The following is a 19,945-nucleotide window of genomic DNA, read 5'->3' as shown; positions in this document are numbered from 1 at the left end:
CTACTCGACGCCGATGAGGAGCAGGGCGCCCTGCCGTCCGCCCCGGTACACGACCGTGTCGACGGCGAGGTAGCCCTCGCGGACCCTGCCCTCCAGACGCTCGCCGACGGCGTCGGGGACGTCGTCGCCGAGGACCAGCGTGACCATCTCGCCCCCGGCCGCGAGCATCCGGTCCAGGACGGCCTCGGCGGTGGCGGTGACGTCCGAGCCGATGACGGCCACGTCACCGTCGATCAGGCCGAGGACGTCACCGGCCTGGCAGATGCCGGCCATCGTCCAGGACCGGGCCTCGGCCACGGTGACCTCGGCGTAGCGGGTGGCTCCGGCAGCCGAGGTCATCGACACGACGTCCTCGTCGAAGCGGCGCTCCGGCTCGTGCACGGCCAGCGCCGCGATGCCCTGGATCGCCGAGCGGGTCGGGATGAGGGCGACGCGGACGCCCTCCGTGCGGACCTGCTCGGCCGCCGCCGCCGCGGTGTGGCGCAGCTCGGCGTCGTTCGGCAGCAGCACGACCTCGCGCGCGTGGGCCCGCCGCACGGCCTGGACCAGCTCGCCGCTCGCGGGCGGCTCCCCGGGGCGGGCGAGCACGGTGGTCGCGCCGGCCTCGGCGTACAGCCCGGCCAGTCCCTCACCGGGCACGACCGCGACGACGGCGCGCTGCGCACGCTCCCGAGGCGCGCGCTCGGCGCCCGTGGTGTGCACGTCACCGGCGCCGAAGTGCGTGATCCGGATCCGGTACGGCCGCCCGGCCTCGATCCCGGCCTCGACGGCGGCGCCCGCGTCGTCGACATGGACGTGGACGTTCCACAGTCCGTCCCCGCCGACCACGACCAGGGAGTCCCCGAGGGCGTCGAGCCGCCGCCGCAGCCGCGCGACGGCCGCGTCCTCGGCCTCCAGGAGGTAGATCACCTCGAAGGCGGGGCCGTCCCGGTCGGACCCGGTGGCGGGGCCCGCGCCCTCGTCGGGGTCCGCGCAGACCGGTACGGCGTCACCGGGCGGCTCCACGCGCGCGTGCACCGCCTCCGCCGCCTCTTCCGTCCGACCCGGCCCACCGCACGGCGACTCCACCGACACCGAGGCGGGCACCTCGCCCGACGGCGCCCCCGACGAACCACCGGGCACCGCACCCGGCAACCTCCCCGACGCGGCATCGGGCACCTCACCCGACGACGTCTCGGACGAACCGCCGGGCGCCCCACCCCCCAGCCCATCCTGCGCACCCGCGGGCGCCACCCCCTGCCGCCTCCCGGCCCGCACCCCGTCCCCGCATGCCTCGGCCAGCCGTTCCTCGTCCCCGCAGGCCTCCGGCACCCACCCCCCGTCGCCGCGGGCCTCCGGCACCCGCCCCCCGCTCACCGCCGCCGGTCCACGCGGCCGCTCCCCCGTGAACGTCTCCACCAGCGCCCCGAGGACCGCCACCAGCCCCCGCCCGCCCGCGTCGACCACGCCCGCGCGGTCCAGCACGGGCAGCAGATCCGGGGTCGCGGCGAGAGCCCGCCGGGCTCCCTCGTACGCGGCCCGGGCCACACTCCCGCAGTCGCCCTCGGCGCCGCCCGCGGCGTCCGCCGCGGCCGAGGCGACCGTCAGGACCGTGCCCTCGACGGGACGCGCCACGGCCTGGCGGGCGGAGTCGGCCGCGTGCCGCAGGGCCAGGCGCAGGCATCGGCCGTCGGCGTGCGCGCTCGCGTCGTCGGCCAGCACCTGGGCCATGCCGCGCAGCAGCTGGGCGAGGATCGTGCCGGAGTTGCCGCGGGCGCCGATCAGCGCCCCGTGCGCCATCGCCCGGGCCGCGTCGGCCAGGGTCGGCCCTTGGGGAGCGGAGTCACCGGCGCCCGGCGAGCCCGCCGCGTGCCCCGCGAACACCGCCTCGACGGCCGCGACCGCGGATTCCACGGTCAGGTACAGGTTCGTGCCGGTGTCGCCGTCCGCCACCGGGTAGACGTTGATCGCGTCGATCTCCTCACGCGCCCGCCCCAGTGTCTCGAGCGCGAGACCGCACCAGGTGCGCACCGCGAGAGCATCGAAGAATGTCTGCGGCACCTGCGCCACCGCGCCTCCCTGAGCTGCTGGACGTGGCTGGCAGCGTAGACGGTGGGGCGGTCCCCGCCGGAAGAGGGCGCAGGCCCGGCCAGCTGCCGTGCTAGTTTTCTTGTACGGGTGCAGCCGTTGTATGCTGCTCCGGTTGCCCGATCCGATCGGGCTTTCCCCCTGGCAGCGCCACTCAGATCTCGCCGGCTCCTGGAGCCACAGGATCTGGATCCCGGCATGCCGGGATCAACCGTAAGTGCATCTGAAGTCTTTGGAGTGACCCGTGGCTGCCAACTGCGACGTCTGCGGCAAGGGGCCGGGCTTCGGCAACAACATCTCGCACTCGCACCGCCGTACGTCCCGCCGCTGGAACCCGAACATCCAGCGTGTGCGTACCGTGGTGGGCGGGACGCCGAAGCGCGTGAACGCTTGCACCTCGTGCATCAAGGCCGGCAAGGTCTCGCGCTGACACTCATCCCCCGAGCTCTCGACTCCGCTCGAGCAGGGGGGACCCGCACGCGCGCGGCCACTGCTGGTTCGCTGTAGAGCCGGTCCATCTCAGGTGGACCGGCTCTTTGGCGTGCCTGCGGGCTGAGCCGGCGGTCACGAGCCCTCGCGGAACCGCCAGCCGTGGTCCACCGGCCCGATGCCCCCGCCGAGCGCGAACCCGGCCGCGACGGCCCCCGTGACGTACTCCTTGGCCGCCGCCACCGCCTCCGGCACCGAGTCGCCCCACGCCAGCCGCGCGGCGATCGCGGAGGCGAGCGTGCAGCCGGTGCCGTGGGTGTGGCGGTTGTCATGCCGGGGCGCGCGCAGCCAGTGCTCCTCGGAGCCGTCCGTGAGCAGGTCCACGGCGTCCCCCGCGAGATGACCGCCCTTGATCAGCGCCCAGCGCGGCCCGTAGCCGAGCACGGCCGCAGCGGCCCGCCGCATCTCCCCCTCCGACTCGACGCGCACGCCCGTCAGCTGGGCCACCTCGTCGAGGTTGGGCGTGGCGACCGTCGCCGCCGGCAGCAGCTTCGTACGCACCGAGTCCAGCGCGGAGGCGGCGAGCAGGGAGTCGCCGTGCTTGGAGACGCCGACCGGGTCGACGACCGCCGGGGCGTCCGTCGCGGCGATCAACTCGGCGACCGCCTCGACCAGTTCGGCCGAGGCCAGCATGCCGGTCTTGACCGCCCGGACGCCGATGTCGTCCACGACGCTGCGGTACTGGGCCCGCACGGCCGCCACGGGCAGCTCCCAGGCGCCCTGCACCCCGAGCGAGTTCTGCGCGGTCACGGCGGTGACCACGCTCATGCCGTGGACGCCGAGCGCGAGCATGGTCTTCAGGTCGGCCTGGATACCCGCGCCGCCCCCGGAGTCGGAGCCGGCGACCGTGAGGACGGTGGGGATCACGGCTCCACGTCCCCGAAGTGGTCCCAGCCGCCCTTGCTGGTCCACGGCGCCCCGTCGACCGTCACCTGGGGCAGCGCCGAGGGGTTGAGGACCTCGCCGATGACCTTCCAGCGGGCGGGCAGCTTCACGTCCGGCGGGAAGGTCGCCACGATCGCGTGGTCCTCTCCCCCGGTGAGCACCCACTGCATCGGGTCGACCCCGACGGCCTGCCCGATGTCGTTCATCTGGGAGGGGATGTCGATCGCCTGGGAGCGGATGTCGATGCGCACCTTGCTGGCCTCGGCGATGTGGCCCAGGTCGGCGATCAGCCCGTCGCTCACGTCGCACATGGCGGTCGCCCCGAGCCCGGCGGCGGCCGGCCCGGCGTGGTACGGCGGCTCGGGCCTGCGGTGGGCCTCCACGAACGCCCGCGGCGAACGGAACCCCCGGGACAGCACCGCGTACCCGGCCGCGGACCAGCCCAGCCAGCCCGTCACGGCGACGAGGTCGCCGGGCTGCGCGCCGGCCCGCGTCACCGGCTCCTGGTTGCGCAGATCGCCCAGCGCGGTGATCGACACCATGATCGAGTCGCCGCGTACGACGTCCCCGCCGACCACGGCGGCACCCGCCACCTGGCACTCGTCGCGCAGGCCGTCCATCAGCTCGCTCGGCCACGTCACCGGCAACTCGGCCGGGACGACCAGGCCGAGCAGCAGCGCGGTCGGCACGGCGCCCATGGCGGCGATGTCGGCGAGGTTCTGCGCGGCGGCCTTGCGGCCCACGTCGTAGGCCGTCGACCAGTCGCGGCGGAAGTGCCGGCCCTCCACCAGGATGTCCGTGCTCGCCACGACCCTGCGGTCGGGGGCGGCCACCACGGCGGCGTCGTCGCCGGGGCCGACCCGGACCGCCGGGGTGGTGGTCAGACGGGAGGTGAGCTCCCTGATGAGCCCGAACTCACCGAGCTCACCAACAGTGCCCTTCATTGCCCTTTCTCCCCTTCTGTCCCTGTCCGTGCCCGGTCGCGGGGCATCTCGGTCCTCGCTACGGTCGAGGTGACCGTCATGTTCTGCCGGACCTGCGCCCCGGCGCGCAAGACCCGGTGCCCGCAGGTCTCCCCGCGGCGAGCGGCGACGCGATACCGTGGCGTTCCTTTTCCCCACATGATCCTCGTGGCCGCCCTGGAGGTTCCGTGGTACAGGCGTACATCCTGATCCAGACGGAGGTCGGCAAGGCGTCGACCGTCGCCGAGACGATCAGCAAGATCCCTGGGGTCATCCAGGCCGAGGACGTCACAGGACCGTACGACGTGATCGTGCGGGCCCAGGCCGACACCGTCGACGACCTCGGTCGCATGGTGGTCGCCAAGGTCCAGCAGGTGGACGGCATCACCCGCACCCTGACCTGCCCGGTCGTCCATCTGTAGCCCCCGTCTACCCTGTGCCGGTGAACTCTTTCCGTCGCCGGCACCCTCGTGTCCTTCGCGTGATCCGCCTGCCCGCTCTCGCGCTGTTGATCACTGCCGCGGGCTGCTCCTCAGCAGACGACAGCGCGTCGGCGGCGGTTCCCAGTCCGGACGCCGGGGTCACGGAACTGTGCCGGAACCTGGACAAGGTACTGCCCGCGAAGGTGGACGGTGAGCGCCGTGCGGATCCCGAGCCCGCGTCGGCGCTGACGGCCGGCTGGGGCAGCCCGGCGATCATACTTCGCTGCGGTGTGCCGCAGCCGCCGAAGATGGTCGATCCGAAGGTGGCCGAAGGGCGGGACGCGGACGCCGTCGCCGGCGGTGTGAACGGGGTGGACTGGCTGATGGAGAAGCAGGGCGACGGACACCGGTTCACGACCGCCAACCGCAAGGCCTACGTGGAGGTCGACGTGCCGGAGGGCGTGGACGGTTCCGGTGTCCTCATCGATCTGGCCCCGGCCGTGAAAAAGGCGATCCCCGCGGGGATCGCCTCCTGATCACGCCGCCCGCCGGGCGGCCTCAGCGCAGACCCGTCGAGCGCCGCAGCGCCGCCTGCACCAGCCGGTCGATCAGCTCCGGGTAGCTCACCCCGCTCGCCTGCCACATCTGCGGGTACATCGAGATCGGCGTGAAGCCGGGCATGGTGTTGATCTCGTTGATGACGAACTCGCCGTCCTCGGTGAGGAAGAAGTCCGCGCGCACCAGGCCCTCGCAGGAGGCCGCCTCGAACGCGTCGACCGCGAGCCGCTGCACCTCGGCCGTCTCCTCGGGCGTCAGCGGCGCCGGCACGATCCCCGGCGTGGAGTCGATGTACTTGGCCTCGAAGTCGTAGTACGCCTGCGCCTGGGGCGGGGGGATCTCCGCGGGCACGGAGGCCCGGGGGCCGTCCTCGAACTCCAGGACGCCGCACTCGATCTCGCGGCCGCGCAGGGCCGCCTCCACCAGGATCTTGGGGTCGTGGCGCTGCGCCTCGGCGATCGCCTCGTCCAGGCCGGAGAGGTCGTCGACCTTGGTGATGCCGATCGACGAACCGGCGCGGGACGGCTTCACGAACAGCGGCCAGCCGTGCTCGCCGGCGAAGTCGATGATCTTCTTGCGGGCGGCCGCCTCGTCCTGCTGCCACTCGCGGGGCCGGACCACCACGTACGGGCCCACCTTCAGCCCGAAGGAGGTGAACACCCGCTTCATGTACTCCTTGTCCTGGCCCACGGCCGAGGCGAGCACACCCGACCCCACGTACGGCACGCCGGACAACTCCAGGAGGCCCTGGAGCGTGCCGTCCTCGCCGTACGGGCCGTGCAGCACCGGGAAGACCACGTCGACCTCGCCGAGCGCCTTGGGCACCGATCCCGGCTCGCTGTAGACGACTTCGCGGTCGGCGGGGTCGACCGGGAGGATCACCGCGCCCTCGGCCGTCTCGGCGAGCGCGTCGACGCTCGGCGGGCGCCGGTCGACGATCGCCATCCGCTCCGGCTCGTCCGCCGTGAGCGCCCAACGGCCGTCCTGGGTGATGCCGATCGGGAGGACGTCGTACTTCGTCCGGTCGATGGCCTTGAGGACGGCGCCCGCGGTGACCACGGAGATCCCGTGTTCGGAGCTGCGCCCGCCGAACACGACGGCCACACGCGGCTTGCGAGGCGGCTGCTCGGGGCTCTGGGGGAGGTTCTCGGTGCTCATATCGCGTTGAGAGTACCCGGTGGTAGGGCCCGGAGACAGCGCCGCCGGCGTCGCGTCGCTCAGCGTCGTTCGGGCTTCGCGCTGCGCGACATCAGCTCCTTGAGGGCGACCACCGGAGGCTTGCCCTCGTGCACGATGCCGACGACCGTCTCGGTGATCGGCATGTCGACGCCGTGCCTGCGGGCCAGGTCCAGTACCGACTCGCAGGACTTGACGCCCTCGGCGGTCTGCTTGGTGACCGCGATGGTCTCCTGCAGGGTCATGCCCTTGCCGAGGTTGGTGCCGAAGGTGTGGTTGCGCGACAGCGGCGAGGAGCAGGTCGCCACCAGGTCGCCCAGGCCCGCGAGTCCGGAGAAGGTCAGCGGGTCGGCGCCGAGCGCCATGCCGAGCCGGGTGGTCTCGGCGAGACCGCGGGTGATCAGCGAGCCCTTGGCGTTGTCGCCGAGCCCCATGCCGTCCGCGATGCCGACGGCGAGCCCGATGACGTTCTTCACGGCTCCGCCGAGTTCGCAACCCACCACGTCCGTGTTGGTGTACGGGCGGAAGTAGGGCGTGTGGCAGGCGGCCTGGAGCCGCTGGGCGACGGCCTCGTCGGTGCAGGCGACCACGGCCGCGGCCGGCATCCGCGCGGCGATCTCGCGGGCCAGGTTGGGCCCGGTGACCACGGCGATCCGGTCCGGGCCGACCTTGGCGACGTCGTCGATGACCTCGCTCATCCGCATCGCGGAGCCGAGCTCGACGCCCTTCATCAGCGACACGAGGACCGTGTGCGGAGCGAGCAGCGGGGTCCACTCGGCGAGGTTGCCGCGCAGGGTCTGCGAGGGGACCGACAGGACCGTGAAGTCGGCGTCGGCAGCGGCCTCGGCGGGGTCCGTGGTGGCCCGCACGCGTTCCGGGAGCTCGACGCCCGGGACGTAGTCGGGATTGGTCCGCGTGGAGTTGATCGCCTCCACGAGTTCCGGGCGGCGCCCCCAGAGGGTGACCTCGCACCCCGCGTCCGCGAGCACCATCCCGAAGGCCGTGCCCCACGAACCGGCGCTCAGCACCGCCGCCTTGACCGGCTTGCTCACGTCCCCAGCCCTTCTTCCTGCGCCGACGGCGCCGACGGTGCCGACCGCACCGGCCGCCCCGGCTCCTGCCCGCCCCGCTTGGTCTGCGCCTGCGTGCGCCGCCGCTGCTCGATCCGCTCCCGGCGCGGGTCGTAGGGCGTCTCGGGCGCCTTCTCGCCGCGGATCTCCTCCAGCTGCGCGGTGATGGCGGCCATGATGACCTCCGTGGCCTCCTTGAGCAGGTCCGCGGTCATCTCCCGGTCGTAGAACCGCGAGAGGTCGACCGGCGGCCCGGCCAGGACGCGGTGCGTCTTGCGCGGCAGCAGGTGCGGCTTCTTCGCGTACGGCGGCAGCAGTTCGTTGCAGCCCCACTGGGCCACGGGGATCACCGGGCACTTGGTCTGCAGCGCGACGCGGGCCGCCCCGGTCTTGCCCGTCATGGGCCAGCCGTCCGGGTCACGGGTGAGGGTGCCCTCCGGATAGAAGGCGACGCATTCCCCGCGGTTCACGGCGTCGATGGCGGCCCGGAAGGCGCTGAGCGCGTCCGTGCTCTCGCGGTAGACGGGGATCTGCCCGGTACCGCGCATCGCGGCTCCGACGAATCCCTTCTTGAAAAGCCCGCTCTTCGCGAGGAATCGCGGGACGCGCCCGGTGTTGTACTGAAAGTGCGCGTAAGCGAAGGGGTCGATGTGCGAATTGTGGTTCACCGCGGTGATAAATCCACCCTCAGCCGGAATGTGCTCCATTCCGCGCCAATCCCGCCTGAGCAGTACCACCAGCGGCGGTTTGCAGATCACCGCGGCGAAGCGGTACCAGAACCCGATTCTGCGGCGGGGCACGCGGACACCTTCCTCTAGGGCCTGAAACGGCGGCCACGGGGGCCGCACAAGTGTCGCCCCAGCCCGCCGGTCTGTCGAGAACACCGTACGCCCCGGCACGCCGCCCGCCTCAGGCCCCGGGTGACAATGACCGCGACAAGAGGAGGACGGAACCCCCGTGCAGTGGACGTTGGTCGTACCCCTGAAGCCGCTGGCCCAGGCCAAGAGCAGGCTGGCGGACACCGCCGACGACGGGCTGCGGCCGGACCTGGCGCTGGCCTTCGCCCAGGACACGGTGGCGGCCGTCCTGGCCTGTCCGGCGGTGCGGGATGTGGCAGTCGTCACGGACGACGCCCGGGCGGGCCGCGAGCTGGCCGCGCTCGGCGCCGCGATCATCGCCGACGAACCGGGCCGTGGTCTCAACGCGGCACTCGCGCACGCGGCGGCCATCGTGCGCGCCGCCCGTCCCGCGAGCCCGGTGGCCGCGCTCAACGCCGATCTGCCGGCATTGCGCCCGCGGGAATTGTCCCGGGTACTGGAGGCCGCCGCGGAATTCCCGCGCGCATTTCTGCCGGATGCGGCCGCAATCGGCACGACGTTGCTGGCCGCCGCCCCGGGCCGCGCATTGCACCCCGCCTTCGGCGCCGATTCCCGGGCCCGGCACCGCGCCTCGGGCGCCGCGGAACTGACCCTGACCGCCGTGGATTCCGTACGCCAGGACGTGGACACCGGCGACGACCTGCGCAGCGCGCTCGCCCTCGGCGTGGGCCCTCATACGGCCGCGGCCGCCGCGCGGTTGCTGATCCCCGGGCAGTAGGCTGCGGGCATGCAGGCGACCGCGTACACCTACGACCCCGACAGCCGCAGCGGGCAGGTCCTCCTGGACGACGGCACGCCGGTGCCCTTCGACGCGGCGGCGTTCGACGCGGGCGGCCTGCTGCTGTTGCGCCCCGGGCAGCGGGTGCGGATCGAGGTGGAGGGCTCCGGGGACGCCCCGCGCATCACTCTGGTGACCCTGCAGACCCTCTGAGCACCCCGGCCACTTCCTGAACACGCCGCGGGCCGGACTCCGTCAGGGAGTCCGGCCCGTCGCGTGAGTACCCAGGCGCCCCTACTTCTTGCGGGCGGTGGTCTTCTTGGCGGTGGTCTTGCGCGCCGTCGACTTCTTGGCGGGCGCCTTCGTGGCGGTCGCCTTCTTCGCGGGGGACGACTTCTTGGCGGTGGTCTTCTTGGCCGCCGTGGTCTTGGACGCCGTCGTCGTCTTCTTGGCGGGCGCCTTCTTCGCCGTGGTCTTCTTCGCGGCCGCCGTCTTCGTGGTGGTGGCCTTCTTCGCGGCCGTCTTGCGCGCCGTGGTGGTCTTCGCCGCACCCGCCGTCTTCTTCGCCGCGGCCTTCTTGCCCGCGGACTTGGCGATGGTGGGGGGCGGGCCGGACAGGCTGCCCTTGGGGGCCTTCTTGACGGCGATGTCACCCTTCGGGAGCTTCTTCGAGCCGCTGACCAGGTCCTTGAAGCCCTGACCCGCGCGGAAACGCGGAACGGAGGTCTTCTTGACCCGAACCCGCTCGCCCGTCTGGGGGTTACGGGCGTAGCGGGCCGGACGGTCGACCTTCTCGAAGGAACCGAAGCCGGTGACCGAGACCCGGTCACCCGCGACCACCGCGCGGACGATGGCGTCCAGTACATGGTCGACAGCGTCGGCGGCCTGCTGGCGGCCGCCCATCTTGTCGGCAATCGCTTCTACGAGCTGCGCCTTGTTCACGTCTTCCCCTTCGGAGACATCGCCAGAACGAAAGTGTTCAAGCTTTTTCGCACGTTAGGCAGATATATACCGCAAATCAAACACGAAACGGGCTTATCACCCTTGTGCCGCAACGAGCCCGGCGGTATCGGCGGGTTCAGCGTTCCTCGTCGGGGATACGCCCCTCGTCGAGGTCCGCGGTGAACCGCTCCAGCCGCCTTGCCGCGTCGGCGAGATCGTGCTTGGCCGCGGCCGTAATGACCAGCAGCTTCCGGGTCAGCGCCATCCGTACGCCCTCCGGGACTTGCAGTGCGCGCACCCTTGCGTGCGCTTCCTTGAGTTGGTCCGCGACTGCCGTATAGAGCTCGAGTTGGCCGTCGTGTTCCATGCACAGATTGTGCCATCTGGGGCGAGTTGTCGCCTGCGCAGGGGACAACTGCCGCCTCAAAAGGCCTTCCGGGCACACCCGGAAGTCACGGCTGCACCACTCGCCTACCCCGACAACCACTGCCATAACGTGGCCAGTTGACTGCCGAACCGGGGGCGGACAGGGCCGTTCGAGTGCAGAAACGGCCGTACCCCCGATCGGGCTGATCGGGGGTACGGCGGGGGTGTTGCGGTGGCCGAAAGTCGCCTTGCTCAGGGGCGGTGGACCGTGTTCCGGATCAGACCGGGAGGGTCCGCGGCTTGAACGACGGGCGCTTCGCCTCGTACGCGGCGATGTCCGCCTCGTTCTGCAGGGTGATCGAGATGTCGTCGAGGCCGTTCAGCAGCCGCCAGCGGGAGTTCTCGTCCAGCTCGAAGGAGGCGGTGATGCCCTCGGCGCGCACCTCGCGGGCGACCAGGTCGACGGTGACCTCGGTCTGCGGGTCCCGCTCGGTGAGTTCCCACAGCGCGTCCACGATCTTCTGCTCCAGGACGACCGTGAGGAGGCCGTTCTTGAGCGAGTTGCCGCGGAAGATGTCGGCGAAGCGGGAGGAGATCACGGCCTTGAAGCCGTAGTTCTGCAGCGCCCAGACGGCGTGCTCGCGGGAGGAGCCGGTGCCGAAGTCGGGGCCCGCGACCAGCACGGTCGCGCCCTGCCGCTCGGGCTGGTTGAGCACGAAGGACGCGTCCTTGCGCCAGGCCTCGAACAGCCCGTCCTCGAATCCGTCGCGCGTGACCTTCTTGAGCCAGTGGGCGGGGATGATCTGGTCGGTGTCGACGTTGCTGCGGCGCAGCGGGACGGCCCGGCCGGTGTGGGTGGTGAATGCTTCCATGACTGATCAGACTCCAGCGGGCGTGCGGACGTCGGCGTCGGCCAGGTCGGCCGGGGAGGCCAGGTGGCCCAGGACGGCGGTGGCCGCCGCGACCTGCGGCGACACCAGGTGCGTACGGCCGCCCTTGCCCTGCCGTCCCTCGAAGTTGCGGTTGGAGGTGGACGCGGAACGCTCCCCCGGCGCCAGCTGGTCGGGGTTCATGCCCAGGCACATCGAGCAGCCCGCGTGCCGCCACTCGGCGCCGGCCTCCTTGAAGACGACGTCCAGCCCCTCGGAGACGGCCTGCAGACCGACCCGGGCGGAGCCCGGGACGACCAGCATCCGTACGCCGTCGGCGACTTTGCGGCCCTTGAGCAGCTCGGCGGCGGCGCGCAGGTCCTCGATGCGGCCGTTGGTGCACGAGCCTACGAAGACGGTGTCCACCTTGATGGAACGCAGCGGCTGGCCGGCCTCCAACCCCATGTACTCCAGGGCCCTTTCGGCGGCGTGGCGCTCCGATGCGTCTTCGTACGAAGCGGGATCGGGGACGGACGCCGAAAGCGGTGCGCCCTGCCCGGGGTTGGTGCCCCAGGTGACGAACGGCGACAGCGCGGCGGCGTCGATGACGACCTCGGCGTCGAACTCGGCGTCCTCGTCCGTCCTCAGCGTCTTCCAGTACGCGACGGCCGCGTCCCAGTCCTCCCCCTCGGGGGCGTGCGGACGGCCCTTGAGGTACGCGAACGTGGTCTCGTCCGGGGCGATCATGCCCGCGCGGGCGCCGGCCTCGATCGACATGTTGCAGATGGTCATGCGGGCCTCCATCGAGAGCTTCTCGATGGCGGAGCCGCGGTACTCCAGGACGTAGCCCTGGCCGCCGCCGGTGCCGATCTTCGCGATGATCGCCAGGATCAGGTCCTTGGCGGTGACGCCCTCGGGCAGTTCGCCGTCGACCGTGATGGCCATGGTCTTCGGGCGGGCCATGGGCAGGGTCTGGGTGGCCAGCACGTGCTCCACCTGGGAGGTGCCGATGCCGAAGGCCAGCGCGCCGAAGGCGCCGTGCGTGGAGGTGTGGGAGTCGCCGCAGACGACGGTCATGCCGGGCTGGGTCAGGCCCAGCTGCGGGCCGACGACGTGCACGACGCCCTGCTCGACGTCGCCCAGCGGGTGCAGCCGCACCCCGAACTCGGCGGCGTTCTTGCGCAGCGTCTCCAGCTGGACCCGCGAGACGGGGTCGGCGATGGGCTTGTCGATGTCGAGGGTGGGGGTGTTGTGGTCCTCGGTGGCGATGGTGAGGTCGAGGCGCCGCACGGGGCGGCCGCTCTTGCGGAGACCGTCGAAGGCCTGCGGGCTGGTCACCTCGTGCAGCAGGTGCAGATCGATGAAGAGAAGGTCGGGCTCGCCCTCCGCGCGGCGGACGACATGGTCGTCCCAGACTTTCTCCGCGAGTGTCCTACCCATCGCTGTTCCCTCCGGCCGACGGCCATCCGCCGACCCAACTAGAGATCTTGAGAGGCGGTGCCCGTTCCCCTGATACCGGGCACACACCACCAGGCCCTTACGTCACGGGCCGTTGTGACTTCGTGATTCCAGGGTGGCGGGTTCCGGAGAAATTTGAACTTGCGTTTCACAGAGTGAGACGCGAGTATCGTTGCATGGACAACAGTAGCGGCGTCGGCGTTCTGGACAAGGCGGCCCTCGTCCTGAGCGCTCTGGAGTCCGGTCCGGCCACCCTCGCGGGCCTGGTCGGCGCCACCGGACTGGCACGACCCACGGCTCACCGCCTGGCCGTGGCCCTGGAGCACCACCGCATGGTGGCGCGGGACATGCAGGGCCGTTTCATTCTCGGCCCCCGCCTGGCCGAGCTGGCCGCGGCCGCGGGTGAGGACCGTCTCCTCGCCACCGCCGGCCCGGTGCTCACGCATCTGCGCGATGTCACGGGCGAGAGCGCGCAGCTCTACCGCCGCCAGGGCGACATGCGCATCTGCGTCGCCGCGGCGGAGCGGCTGTCCGGACTGCGGGACACGGTCCCGGTCGGTTCGACGCTCACGATGAAGGCCGGCTCCTCGGCGCAGATCCTGCTGGCCTGGGAGGAGCCGGAGCGGCTGCACCGCGGCCTGCAGGGGGCCCGGTTCACGGCGACGGCCCTGTCGGGCGTACGGCGGCGCGGCTGGGCCCAGTCGATCGGCGAGCGGGAGCCGGGCGTCGCGTCCGTGTCCGCGCCGGTGCGGGGGCCGTCGAACCGGGTGGTGGCGGCGGTGTCCGTCTCCGGGCCCATCGAGCGGCTGACCCGGCACCCGGGCCGGATGCACGCGCAGGCCGTGATCGACGCGGCGGGGCGCCTGTCCGAGGCGCTGCGGCGCGGCTGAGCGGATGCGGGGAAGGCCGGCCTCGACGCCGCGGCAGGTCTTCCCCGAGTCGGTGCCGTGCCGGTGGCGGGTCCGTCGTCGACTGCGGCCCGTCCGCGGCTGAGCGCGCACTCCCCCGCGCCCCTGAGGCGGCGCACACGAAAAGGCCCTCCACCGAAGTGGAGGGCCTTTCACGATGTACCCCCGACCGGATTCGAACCGGCGCTACCGCCTTGAGAGGGCGGCGTGCTAGGCCGCTACACAACGGGGGCGTGGACACTGCGTTTCCGCAGGTCCGAGCTGGTCTACCTGGACTCGAACCAAGACTAACTGAACCAGAATCAGTCGTGCTGCCAATTACACCATAGACCAATGTGGTTTAGACCAGTCAGTACCCCCGACCGGATTCGAACCGGCGCTACCGCCTTGAGAGGGCGGCGTGCTAGGCCGCTACACAACGGGGGCCCTAGCAGCTCCGGATGATCGTCGATCCTCCGGAACCAGTACCCCCGACCGGATTCGAACCGGCGCTACTGCCTTGAGAGGGCAGCGTGCTAGGCCGCTACACAACGGGGGCTTGCGGATCGGAATCCGCTGGCGCAGATGAGCTCTGCGAGCTGGCCTACCTGGACTCGAACCAAGACTAACTGAACCAGAATCAGTCGTGCTGCCAATTACACCATAGGCCACTGGAACGCAAGCCCCTGAGGGGATCTCGTTCTAGCTGTGCGCCTGGGCTTCCGGCCTTCCGGCCCGCTTCCCGCGGCGCAGGAAGAACATTACCCGAAGGTGGACGGGGCTCCAAAACGAGTATCCCCGCCCAGCAGGGACGGCAGTTCGGCGAGGGAGGCGATGCGGTGCGGGCCGACGGGCGGGTCGATCGTGGCGTACCGGCCGCCGCGGTCGATCCACACCGACAGCATCCCGGCCTCGGCCGCGCCCCGGCCGTCGATCTCCGGGTGGTCGCCGACGTAGGCGACCTGGCGGGGCGGCAGGCCGAGGGCGTCGCAGGCGGCGAGGAACGCGCCGGCCTCCGGCTTGGAGATGCCCAGCTCCGCCGCGCACAGGATCGTCTCGAAGCGGTCGTGGACGCCGAGGGTGCGCAGCTTGCGGTCCTGGACCCGGAGGCTGGAGTTGGAGAGCACCGCGTGCCGGTGGCTGGCGGCGAGCGCGTCGAGGACGGGCAGGACGTCCGGGAAGAGGGCCCAGGCCGCCTCGTAGTGGGCGATGTACCGCCGGTACCAGGCGTCGGCCTCGGTGTCGGTGAGGTCGCGGTCCAGGAAGACCCGTACGCGGTCGCGGCACTGGGCCTCCCAGGTGGTCTCGCCGGCCGCGAACCGGGCCCAGTGCCGGTCGGTGACCTCGCGCCAGCGGGCGAGGGCCTGCTCGACGGTCTCGCGGTCGTCGAGCAGGCCCTCGGCCGTCAGGTGCGCGCGCATGCCGAGGCGGTCGGCGGTGGTGTAGTCGAAGAGGGTGTCGTCGACGTCCCAGACCACGGCGTGGATGCTCATGGTCCGACCGTACCCACGGCGGTGCGCACTCAGCCCAGGGTCAGGGTGCCGGAGAGCGTGAGGTCCGGTCCCCGGTCGTCGCGCGGGTGGGCGGTGAGCTTCCAGGTGCAGGTGCCGCCCGTGGGGCGGCCGGTGTCGGTGGTGCCGTCCCAGGCGGGGCGTACGGCGGCTGCCGTGGAGGCGCCGGTCAGGGTGCGCACGACCGTGCCGGAGGCGTCGGCGAGGGTCAGGGTCCAGGTGGACGGCTTGTTCAGCTGCCACACCGGTGACCAGGGGAACGACCTGCCGATCACGGACGGCGAGGGGACCTGCGCCTCCATCTGCGCGAGGGGGGAGGCGGGGACGCCGCTGGGGACGATCGACACCTCGCCGTACGTGCCGTCGAGGTGGGCGATGTGGCCGCCGAAGCGGTCGACGGCCCAGCGGCCGTTGCTGCCGCCGGTGTTCTGGTCCGTGGCCGGGAGCCTGACCAGGGTGCGGGTGGTGGCCGTGCCGGTGTGGAAGTCGGTGAGCAGCAGCTCGTGGGTGGTGCGGTTCTCGCGGAGCAGGAAGCCGTCGGCGAGGCGGGCCGGGCCGTGGTCGGCCGGGACCGTGACCTTCCGGCCGGTGGCGCGGTCGAGGACGCCGGCGGTGCCGCCGCAGGTCCAGTAGAGCCAGGTGTTGACGGCCTGGAGGTCGGTGGGGGTGCAGGGGGCGCCGGTGGTGACGGTGGTGGTCGTGCCGGTCTTGAGGTTGCGGCCCGTAGCGGTGCCCTGGGCGGTGCCCGGGGTCCACAGCGTCTGTCCCCAGACCGCGGCGGCGGTGCGGTCGCGGGTGAGGACGGTCGTGCCGTTCGTGGCGCCGCTCGGGAAGTCGAGGACCCGCTGCTTGCCGGAGCCGCCGTTGTAGAGCACGTAGCGGCCGGTTCCGCCGGCGATGCGGCCGCCGGAGTCGCCGTCCGTGGGCGCGTCGAGGAGGGTGGTGGTGTCGAGGCCGGTGGTCACCACGGACTCCTCGCCGCTCGCGCCGGTGTGCAGATGGCTGACCCGGCCGTCCCCGAGGGCCTCCAGCTGGGGGCAGGCGGCGTCGCCGCCGAGGCAGGTGGGGGCGCTCAGGCCCGGGCTGCGCGGGGTCTGCGGGCCGGTGGGGCGGCCGGTGGCGTCCAGCTGGAAACCGCTGTGGCGGAGCGAGCCGCCCGGGGTCGCCCCGTGCAGGAGCAACTCGCCGCCGGCGGCGGCCAGGCCCTGGACCGCGGTCGCGGCGGCGGGCACCTGGGCGACCTCGGTGGTGGTGAGGCCTCCGTTGCCGTCGAGGGTGATGCGGTGGATGTTCCAGTCGAGGCTGGAGGGACCGGCGGTGGCCAGGGCGCCGCCGTCCAGGGTAGGGCCGATCCCGCCGAAGGACGACCTGAGCACGGTGGCGGTGGCGCCCGTGACGAGGGAGCGGGAGGTCAGCGCGGCCTCGGTGCCGCCCACCACGAACATCGGGTTGCCGAGCAGGAGCTGGTCGCCCACGACCGCCTCCAGCTGCTCGCCGGTCCGGGTAAGGGCGGTGGGCGCGGTGCCGGGTTCGGCGTCCACCCGGACCGCCTTCCAGTCGGCGACCAGCCAGCGGTCGTTGTAGGCGAGCTGCGGGGCGGCCTCGTCGCTGGTGACGTAGGTGCGGAAGGCGCCGTCGGCCAGGTCGACCAGGCCCACGGACGTCCTGCCGTCCAGCACGTACACGACGGCCAGGCGGGCGGCCGAGCCGCCGGTGCGGTAGGAGACGGGCCGGGCGCCCGCGGGGACACCGGTGACCGGGATGTCCTCGGTGCGGGAGCCGTCGGCGCCGCGCAGCACGTGCAGGGCGCCGGAGCCGTCCGTGGTCAGCACGCTCCAGCCGACGGCGGCCCGGTAGGCCTGGTCGGAGGGGATGGTGACGGTGGCGGTCACGCCGGTGGAGCGGTGCCGCTGCACGACCTGCTGACCGTCACGCGTGGCCATGACGTCGGTGCCGCTGGCCGGGTCGTCCGGGCCGGCGTGGGCGGGCGGGGTCGCGTCCGGGTAGTCCACCGTGGTGACCGAGGTGGTCCCCGGCCGGTACCGGAAGCCGGACGCACCGGCCCACGGGTAGTCGACGGTCACGCGCCGCTCGGTGACCAGGCGCACCGTGCCGGCCGGCGCGTCGGCCGCCGGCGCCGCCTGCGCGGGCGGGGTCAGCGCGGTGCAGGACAGGGCCACCACCCCGCCGACGACCGTGTGGACGAGTCTTCGTGAACGGCTCATGTTCCCTTTCCCCGGTACCAGGGCACACACGCGCACCGTGTGCACAGGAGGCATCCAACGCCCCCGTCGCGGACGGGAGTTGGCCGGAGGGGTGAACTCCGGGTGACGGCTGGGCGGACACGGCGAGGGCGGCGCCCGAACCGGACGCCGCCCTCGGGGGAACCGTGTCGTTACGCGGCCAGCTTCGCCAGCGCCGCGTCGATCCGGGCCAGGGTCGTCTCCTTGCCCAGGACCTCCAGGGACTCGAAGAGCGGCAGGCCGACCGTGCGGCCGGTGACGGCGACCCGGACCGGGGCCTGGGCCTTGCCGAGCTTGAGGCCGTGGGCCTCACCGGCGGCCAGGACGGCCTCCTTGAGCGACTCGGCGGAGGTCCAGTCGGCCGCCTCGAGCTTCTCGCGGGCCGTGCGCAGCAGGGCGTCCGAGCCCTCCTTCATGGCCTTGTTCCAGCTGGCCTCGTCCTCCACCGGCTCCGGCAGGAACAGGAAGTCGACGTTGTCGGTGATCTCGGAGAGCACCTTGAGGCGGGTCTGCGCGTGCGGGGCGACCGCCTGCCACTTGGCCTCGTCGAAGTCCTCGGGGGCCCAGGGCGCGAACGGCGCCTGCAGCCACGGGCGGCAGCGCTCGGTGAAGTCCTTCACGTCCAGCATGCGGATGTGGTCGCCGTTGATCGCCTCGCACTTCTTGAGGTCGAAGCGCGCCGGGTTCGGGTTCACGTCGGAGACGTCGAACGCGGCGATCATCTCGTCGATGGTGAAGACGTCCTGGTCGGCGGAGAGGGACCAGCCGAGCAGCGAGAGGTAGTTGAGCAGGCCCTCGGGGAGGAAGCCGCGCTCCCGGTAGAGGTTCAGGCTGGACTGCGGGTCGCGCTTGGACAGCTTCTTGTTGCCCTCGCCCATCACGTACGGCAGGTGGCCGAACCGCGGGATGTCCTGGGCGATGCCCAGCTCGATCAGCGCCTTGTACAGGGCGATCTGGCGGGGGGTGGAGGAGAGCAGGTCCTCGCCGCGCAGGACGTGGGTGATCTCCATCAGGGCGTCGTCGACCGGGTTGACCAGGGTGTACAGCGGGGCGCCGTTGGCGCGGACGATGCCGTAGTCCGGGACGTTCTCCGGGGTGAAGGTCAGCTCGCCGCGGACGAGGTCGGTGAAGGTGATCGTCTCGTCGGGCATCCGGAAGCGGACGATCGGCTCGCGGCCCTGGGCCTTGTACTCCTCGACCTGCGCGTCGGTCAGCTCGCGGCAGTGGCCGTCGTAGCCGGACGGCCTGCCGGCGGCGCGGGCGGCCTCGCGGCGGGTGTCCAGCTCCTCCTGGGAGCAGTAGCAGTGGTAGGCGTGGCCGGCGTCCAGCAGCTTGGCGGCGACGTCCTTGTACAGGTCCATGCGCTGCGACTGGCGGTACGGCGCGTGCGGGCCGCCGACCTCGGGGCCCTCGTCCCAGTCGAAGCCCAGCCAGCGCATCGAGTCCAGCAGCTGGGTGTAGGACTCCTCGGAGTCGCGGGCCGCGTCGGTGTCCTCGATGCGGAAGACCAGGGTGCCGCCGTGGTGCTTGGCGAACGCCCAGTTGAACAGGGCGGTGCGCACCAGGCCCACATGGGGGTTACCGGTGGGCGACGGGCAGAAACGGACACGGACTGCTGGGGCGGATGCGCTAGCCACGCTTGACAACCTTGTTGGTGAGAGTGCCGATGCCTTCGATGGTGACGGCGACCTCGTCGCCGACGTTCAGGGGGCCGACCCCAGCCGGGGTGCCCGTGAGGATCACGTCGCCGGGGAGCAGCGTCATGGCCTCGGAGATGTTGACGATCAGGTCCTCGACGGAGTGGATCATCTCGCTGGTGCGGCCGAGCTGGCGCTGCTGCCCGTTGACCGTGAGCTGGATGGTCAGGTCCGAGGGGTCGAGGTCGGTCTCCACCCAGGGGCCGAGCGGGCAGGAGCTGTCGAAGCCCTTGGCCCGGGCCCACTGCTTCTCGCGCTTCTGGACGTCGCGGGCGGTGATGTCGTTGGCGCAGGTGTAGCCGAAGATGACGTCCTTGACCCGTTCGCGCGGGACCTCGCGGCACATCCGGCCGATGACCACGGCCAGCTCGGCCTCGTGGTGCAGCTCCTCGGAGAAGGAGGGGTACTGGATCTCGTCGCCGGGGCCGATCACCGAGGTGGACGGCTTGAAGAAGGCGAAGGGGGCGTCGGGCACCTCGTTGCCCAGCTCGCGCGCGTGCTCCGCGTAGTTGCGGCCGAAGGCCACGACCTTGTTGGGCAGCACCGGCGGCAGCAGCCTCACCTTGCCGACCGGCACCTTCGTCCCGGAGAGCTCGAAGTCCGCGAACGGGATGCCCTTGATGATGTCCAGGACGAGTTCGTCCTGCTTCTCGCCCTCGATGGCGCCGAAGGCGACGTTCCCGTCGATGGAGAATCTGGCGATGCGCACGGGATGCTTGGCCCCTTGACTGAAGCGGCTGGAGTCTG

Annotated in this window: 20 protein-coding genes and 5 tRNA genes; 6 read left to right on the top strand and 19 right to left on the bottom strand. The window is 72.0% G+C overall.

Annotated elements, in window-relative coordinates; translation table 11 throughout:
• Positions 1-2,049, bottom strand: coding sequence for a DAK2 domain-containing protein (locus ACIGAN_RS13230; RefSeq protein WP_399857177.1), 2,049 nt, complete (start codon positions 2,047-2,049; stop codon positions 1-3).
• Positions 2,050-2,311: 262 nt separating this feature from the next.
• On the opposite strand from ACIGAN_RS13230, the gene rpmB reads away from it, so the two are divergent.
• Positions 2,312-2,497 carry a 50S ribosomal protein L28 gene (gene rpmB / locus ACIGAN_RS13225; RefSeq protein WP_003993230.1) on the top strand — a complete coding sequence of 62 codons (186 nt, stop codon included), beginning with the start codon at positions 2,312-2,314 and terminating at the stop codon, positions 2,495-2,497.
• A 134-nt stretch (positions 2,498-2,631) separates the two neighbouring features.
• Here rpmB and thiD read toward each other — a convergent pair whose 3' ends face one another.
• Positions 2,632-3,423 carry a bifunctional hydroxymethylpyrimidine kinase/phosphomethylpyrimidine kinase gene (gene thiD / locus ACIGAN_RS13220; protein ID WP_365739334.1) on the bottom strand — a complete coding sequence of 264 codons (792 nt, stop codon included), beginning with the start codon at positions 3,421-3,423 and terminating at the stop codon, positions 2,632-2,634.
• A complete protein-coding gene (locus ACIGAN_RS13215; protein ID WP_309095148.1) occupies positions 3,420-4,385 on the bottom strand; it encodes a thiamine-phosphate kinase in 966 nt (321 codons plus the stop codon). Before ACIGAN_RS13215 ends, thiD begins: the two co-directional genes overlap by 4 nt.
• 206 nt (positions 4,386-4,591) lie before the next feature.
• Here ACIGAN_RS13215 and ACIGAN_RS13210 point away from each other — a divergent pair, with 206 nt between their 5' ends.
• Positions 4,592-4,825 (top strand): Lrp/AsnC family transcriptional regulator, encoded by a 234-nt coding sequence (locus ACIGAN_RS13210; protein WP_003997603.1) that lies wholly within the window; start codon positions 4,592-4,594, stop codon positions 4,823-4,825.
• A 20-nt stretch (positions 4,826-4,845) separates the two neighbouring features.
• Complete coding sequence (locus ACIGAN_RS13205; protein ID WP_365094456.1) at positions 4,846-5,361, top strand: DUF3515 domain-containing protein; 516 nt, start codon at positions 4,846-4,848, stop codon at positions 5,359-5,361.
• A gap of 22 nt (positions 5,362-5,383) precedes the next feature.
• Here the strand turns inward: ACIGAN_RS13205 and ACIGAN_RS13200 are convergent, their stop codons facing one another.
• Genes ACIGAN_RS13200 through ACIGAN_RS13190 form a run of 3 tightly spaced genes read right to left on the bottom strand, consistent with a single transcriptional unit; the run spans position 5,384 to position 8,429 of the window.
• Positions 5,384-6,541, bottom strand: a complete 1,158-nt coding sequence (locus tag ACIGAN_RS13200; protein ID WP_399857176.1) for a D-alanine--D-alanine ligase family protein — start codon at positions 6,539-6,541, stop codon at positions 5,384-5,386.
• Between the two features lie 59 nt (positions 6,542-6,600).
• Positions 6,601-7,611, bottom strand: a complete 1,011-nt coding sequence (locus ACIGAN_RS13195) for an NAD(P)H-dependent glycerol-3-phosphate dehydrogenase (RefSeq protein WP_365739339.1) — start codon at positions 7,609-7,611, stop codon at positions 6,601-6,603.
• Positions 7,608-8,429 carry a lysophospholipid acyltransferase family protein gene (locus tag ACIGAN_RS13190; RefSeq protein WP_365739341.1) on the bottom strand — a complete coding sequence of 274 codons (822 nt, stop codon included), beginning with the start codon at positions 8,427-8,429 and terminating at the stop codon, positions 7,608-7,610. Before ACIGAN_RS13190 ends, ACIGAN_RS13195 begins: the two co-directional genes overlap by 4 nt.
• A 157-nt stretch (positions 8,430-8,586) precedes the next feature.
• Here ACIGAN_RS13190 and cofC point away from each other — a divergent pair, with 157 nt between their 5' ends.
• Positions 8,587-9,225, top strand: coding sequence for a 2-phospho-L-lactate guanylyltransferase (gene cofC / locus ACIGAN_RS13185; protein ID WP_365094468.1), 639 nt, complete (start codon positions 8,587-8,589; stop codon positions 9,223-9,225).
• A 9-nt stretch (positions 9,226-9,234) separates the two neighbouring features.
• Complete coding sequence (locus ACIGAN_RS13180) at positions 9,235-9,438, top strand: hypothetical protein (protein WP_365094470.1); 204 nt, start codon at positions 9,235-9,237, stop codon at positions 9,436-9,438.
• A gap of 81 nt (positions 9,439-9,519) precedes the next feature.
• Here ACIGAN_RS13180 and ACIGAN_RS13175 read toward each other — a convergent pair whose 3' ends face one another.
• The 4 genes from ACIGAN_RS13175 to leuC form a co-directional block, all read right to left on the bottom strand.
• Complete coding sequence (locus tag ACIGAN_RS13175) at positions 9,520-10,167, bottom strand: HU family DNA-binding protein (RefSeq protein WP_365094472.1); 648 nt, start codon at positions 10,165-10,167, stop codon at positions 9,520-9,522.
• Between the two features lie 136 nt (positions 10,168-10,303).
• Positions 10,304-10,534 carry a hypothetical protein gene (locus tag ACIGAN_RS13170; protein ID WP_094055842.1) on the bottom strand — a complete coding sequence of 77 codons (231 nt, stop codon included), beginning with the start codon at positions 10,532-10,534 and terminating at the stop codon, positions 10,304-10,306.
• Positions 10,535-10,811: 277 nt separating this feature from the next.
• The gene (gene leuD / locus ACIGAN_RS13165) at positions 10,812-11,405 is read right to left on the bottom strand and encodes a 3-isopropylmalate dehydratase small subunit (RefSeq protein WP_365094475.1); all 594 of its coding nucleotides are present in this window, start codon (positions 11,403-11,405) and stop codon (positions 10,812-10,814) included.
• A gap of 6 nt (positions 11,406-11,411) precedes the next feature.
• On the bottom strand, positions 11,412-12,842 hold the full coding sequence (gene leuC, locus ACIGAN_RS13160; protein ID WP_365094478.1) for a 3-isopropylmalate dehydratase large subunit: 1,431 nt from the start codon (positions 12,840-12,842) through the stop codon (positions 11,412-11,414).
• Positions 12,843-13,036: 194 nt separating this feature from the next.
• Here leuC and ndgR point away from each other — a divergent pair, with 194 nt between their 5' ends.
• A complete protein-coding gene (ndgR, locus tag ACIGAN_RS13155) occupies positions 13,037-13,750 on the top strand; it encodes an IclR family transcriptional regulator NdgR (protein ID WP_094055732.1) in 714 nt (237 codons plus the stop codon).
• Positions 13,751-13,928: 178 nt separating this feature from the next.
• Here the strand turns inward: ndgR and ACIGAN_RS13150 are convergent.
• The 9 genes from ACIGAN_RS13150 to ACIGAN_RS13110 form a co-directional block, all read right to left on the bottom strand.
• Positions 13,929-14,001 (bottom strand) — tRNA-Glu (locus tag ACIGAN_RS13150).
• Between the two features lie 28 nt (positions 14,002-14,029).
• Positions 14,030-14,101, bottom strand: a tRNA-Gln gene (locus ACIGAN_RS13145).
• Positions 14,102-14,121: 20 nt separating this feature from the next.
• Positions 14,122-14,194, bottom strand: a tRNA-Glu gene (locus ACIGAN_RS13140).
• A gap of 39 nt (positions 14,195-14,233) precedes the next feature.
• A tRNA-Glu gene (locus ACIGAN_RS13135) sits at positions 14,234-14,306 on the bottom strand.
• 40 nt (positions 14,307-14,346) lie between these two features.
• Positions 14,347-14,418: transfer RNA gene (locus tag ACIGAN_RS13130), tRNA-Gln, on the bottom strand.
• 90 nt (positions 14,419-14,508) lie between these two features.
• On the bottom strand, positions 14,509-15,240 hold the full coding sequence (locus ACIGAN_RS13125) for an HAD family hydrolase (RefSeq protein WP_365094481.1): 732 nt from the start codon (positions 15,238-15,240) through the stop codon (positions 14,509-14,511).
• Positions 15,241-15,269: 29 nt separating this feature from the next.
• Positions 15,270-17,483: a hypothetical protein gene (locus ACIGAN_RS13120; RefSeq protein ID WP_399857175.1), complete on the bottom strand. Its 2,214-nt coding sequence runs from the start codon at positions 17,481-17,483 to the stop codon at positions 15,270-15,272.
• A gap of 170 nt (positions 17,484-17,653) precedes the next feature.
• Entirely contained in the window at positions 17,654-19,138 is a 1,485-nt protein-coding gene (gltX, locus tag ACIGAN_RS13115; RefSeq protein ID WP_399857174.1) for a glutamate--tRNA ligase, read from the bottom strand.
• Positions 19,131-19,907: a fumarylacetoacetate hydrolase family protein gene (locus ACIGAN_RS13110; protein WP_365094490.1), complete on the bottom strand. Its 777-nt coding sequence runs from the start codon at positions 19,905-19,907 to the stop codon at positions 19,131-19,133. Before ACIGAN_RS13110 ends, gltX begins: the two co-directional genes overlap by 8 nt.
• Positions 19,908-19,945: the final 38 nt, after the last annotated feature.

The organism is Streptomyces sp. NPDC085931, assembly GCF_044540565.1.
Taxonomy (GTDB): Bacteria; Actinomycetota; Actinomycetes; order Streptomycetales; family Streptomycetaceae; genus Streptomyces.
Note: the sequence above shows the minus strand (reverse complement) of the source record. Positions and strands in the feature narration are given on the sequence as shown.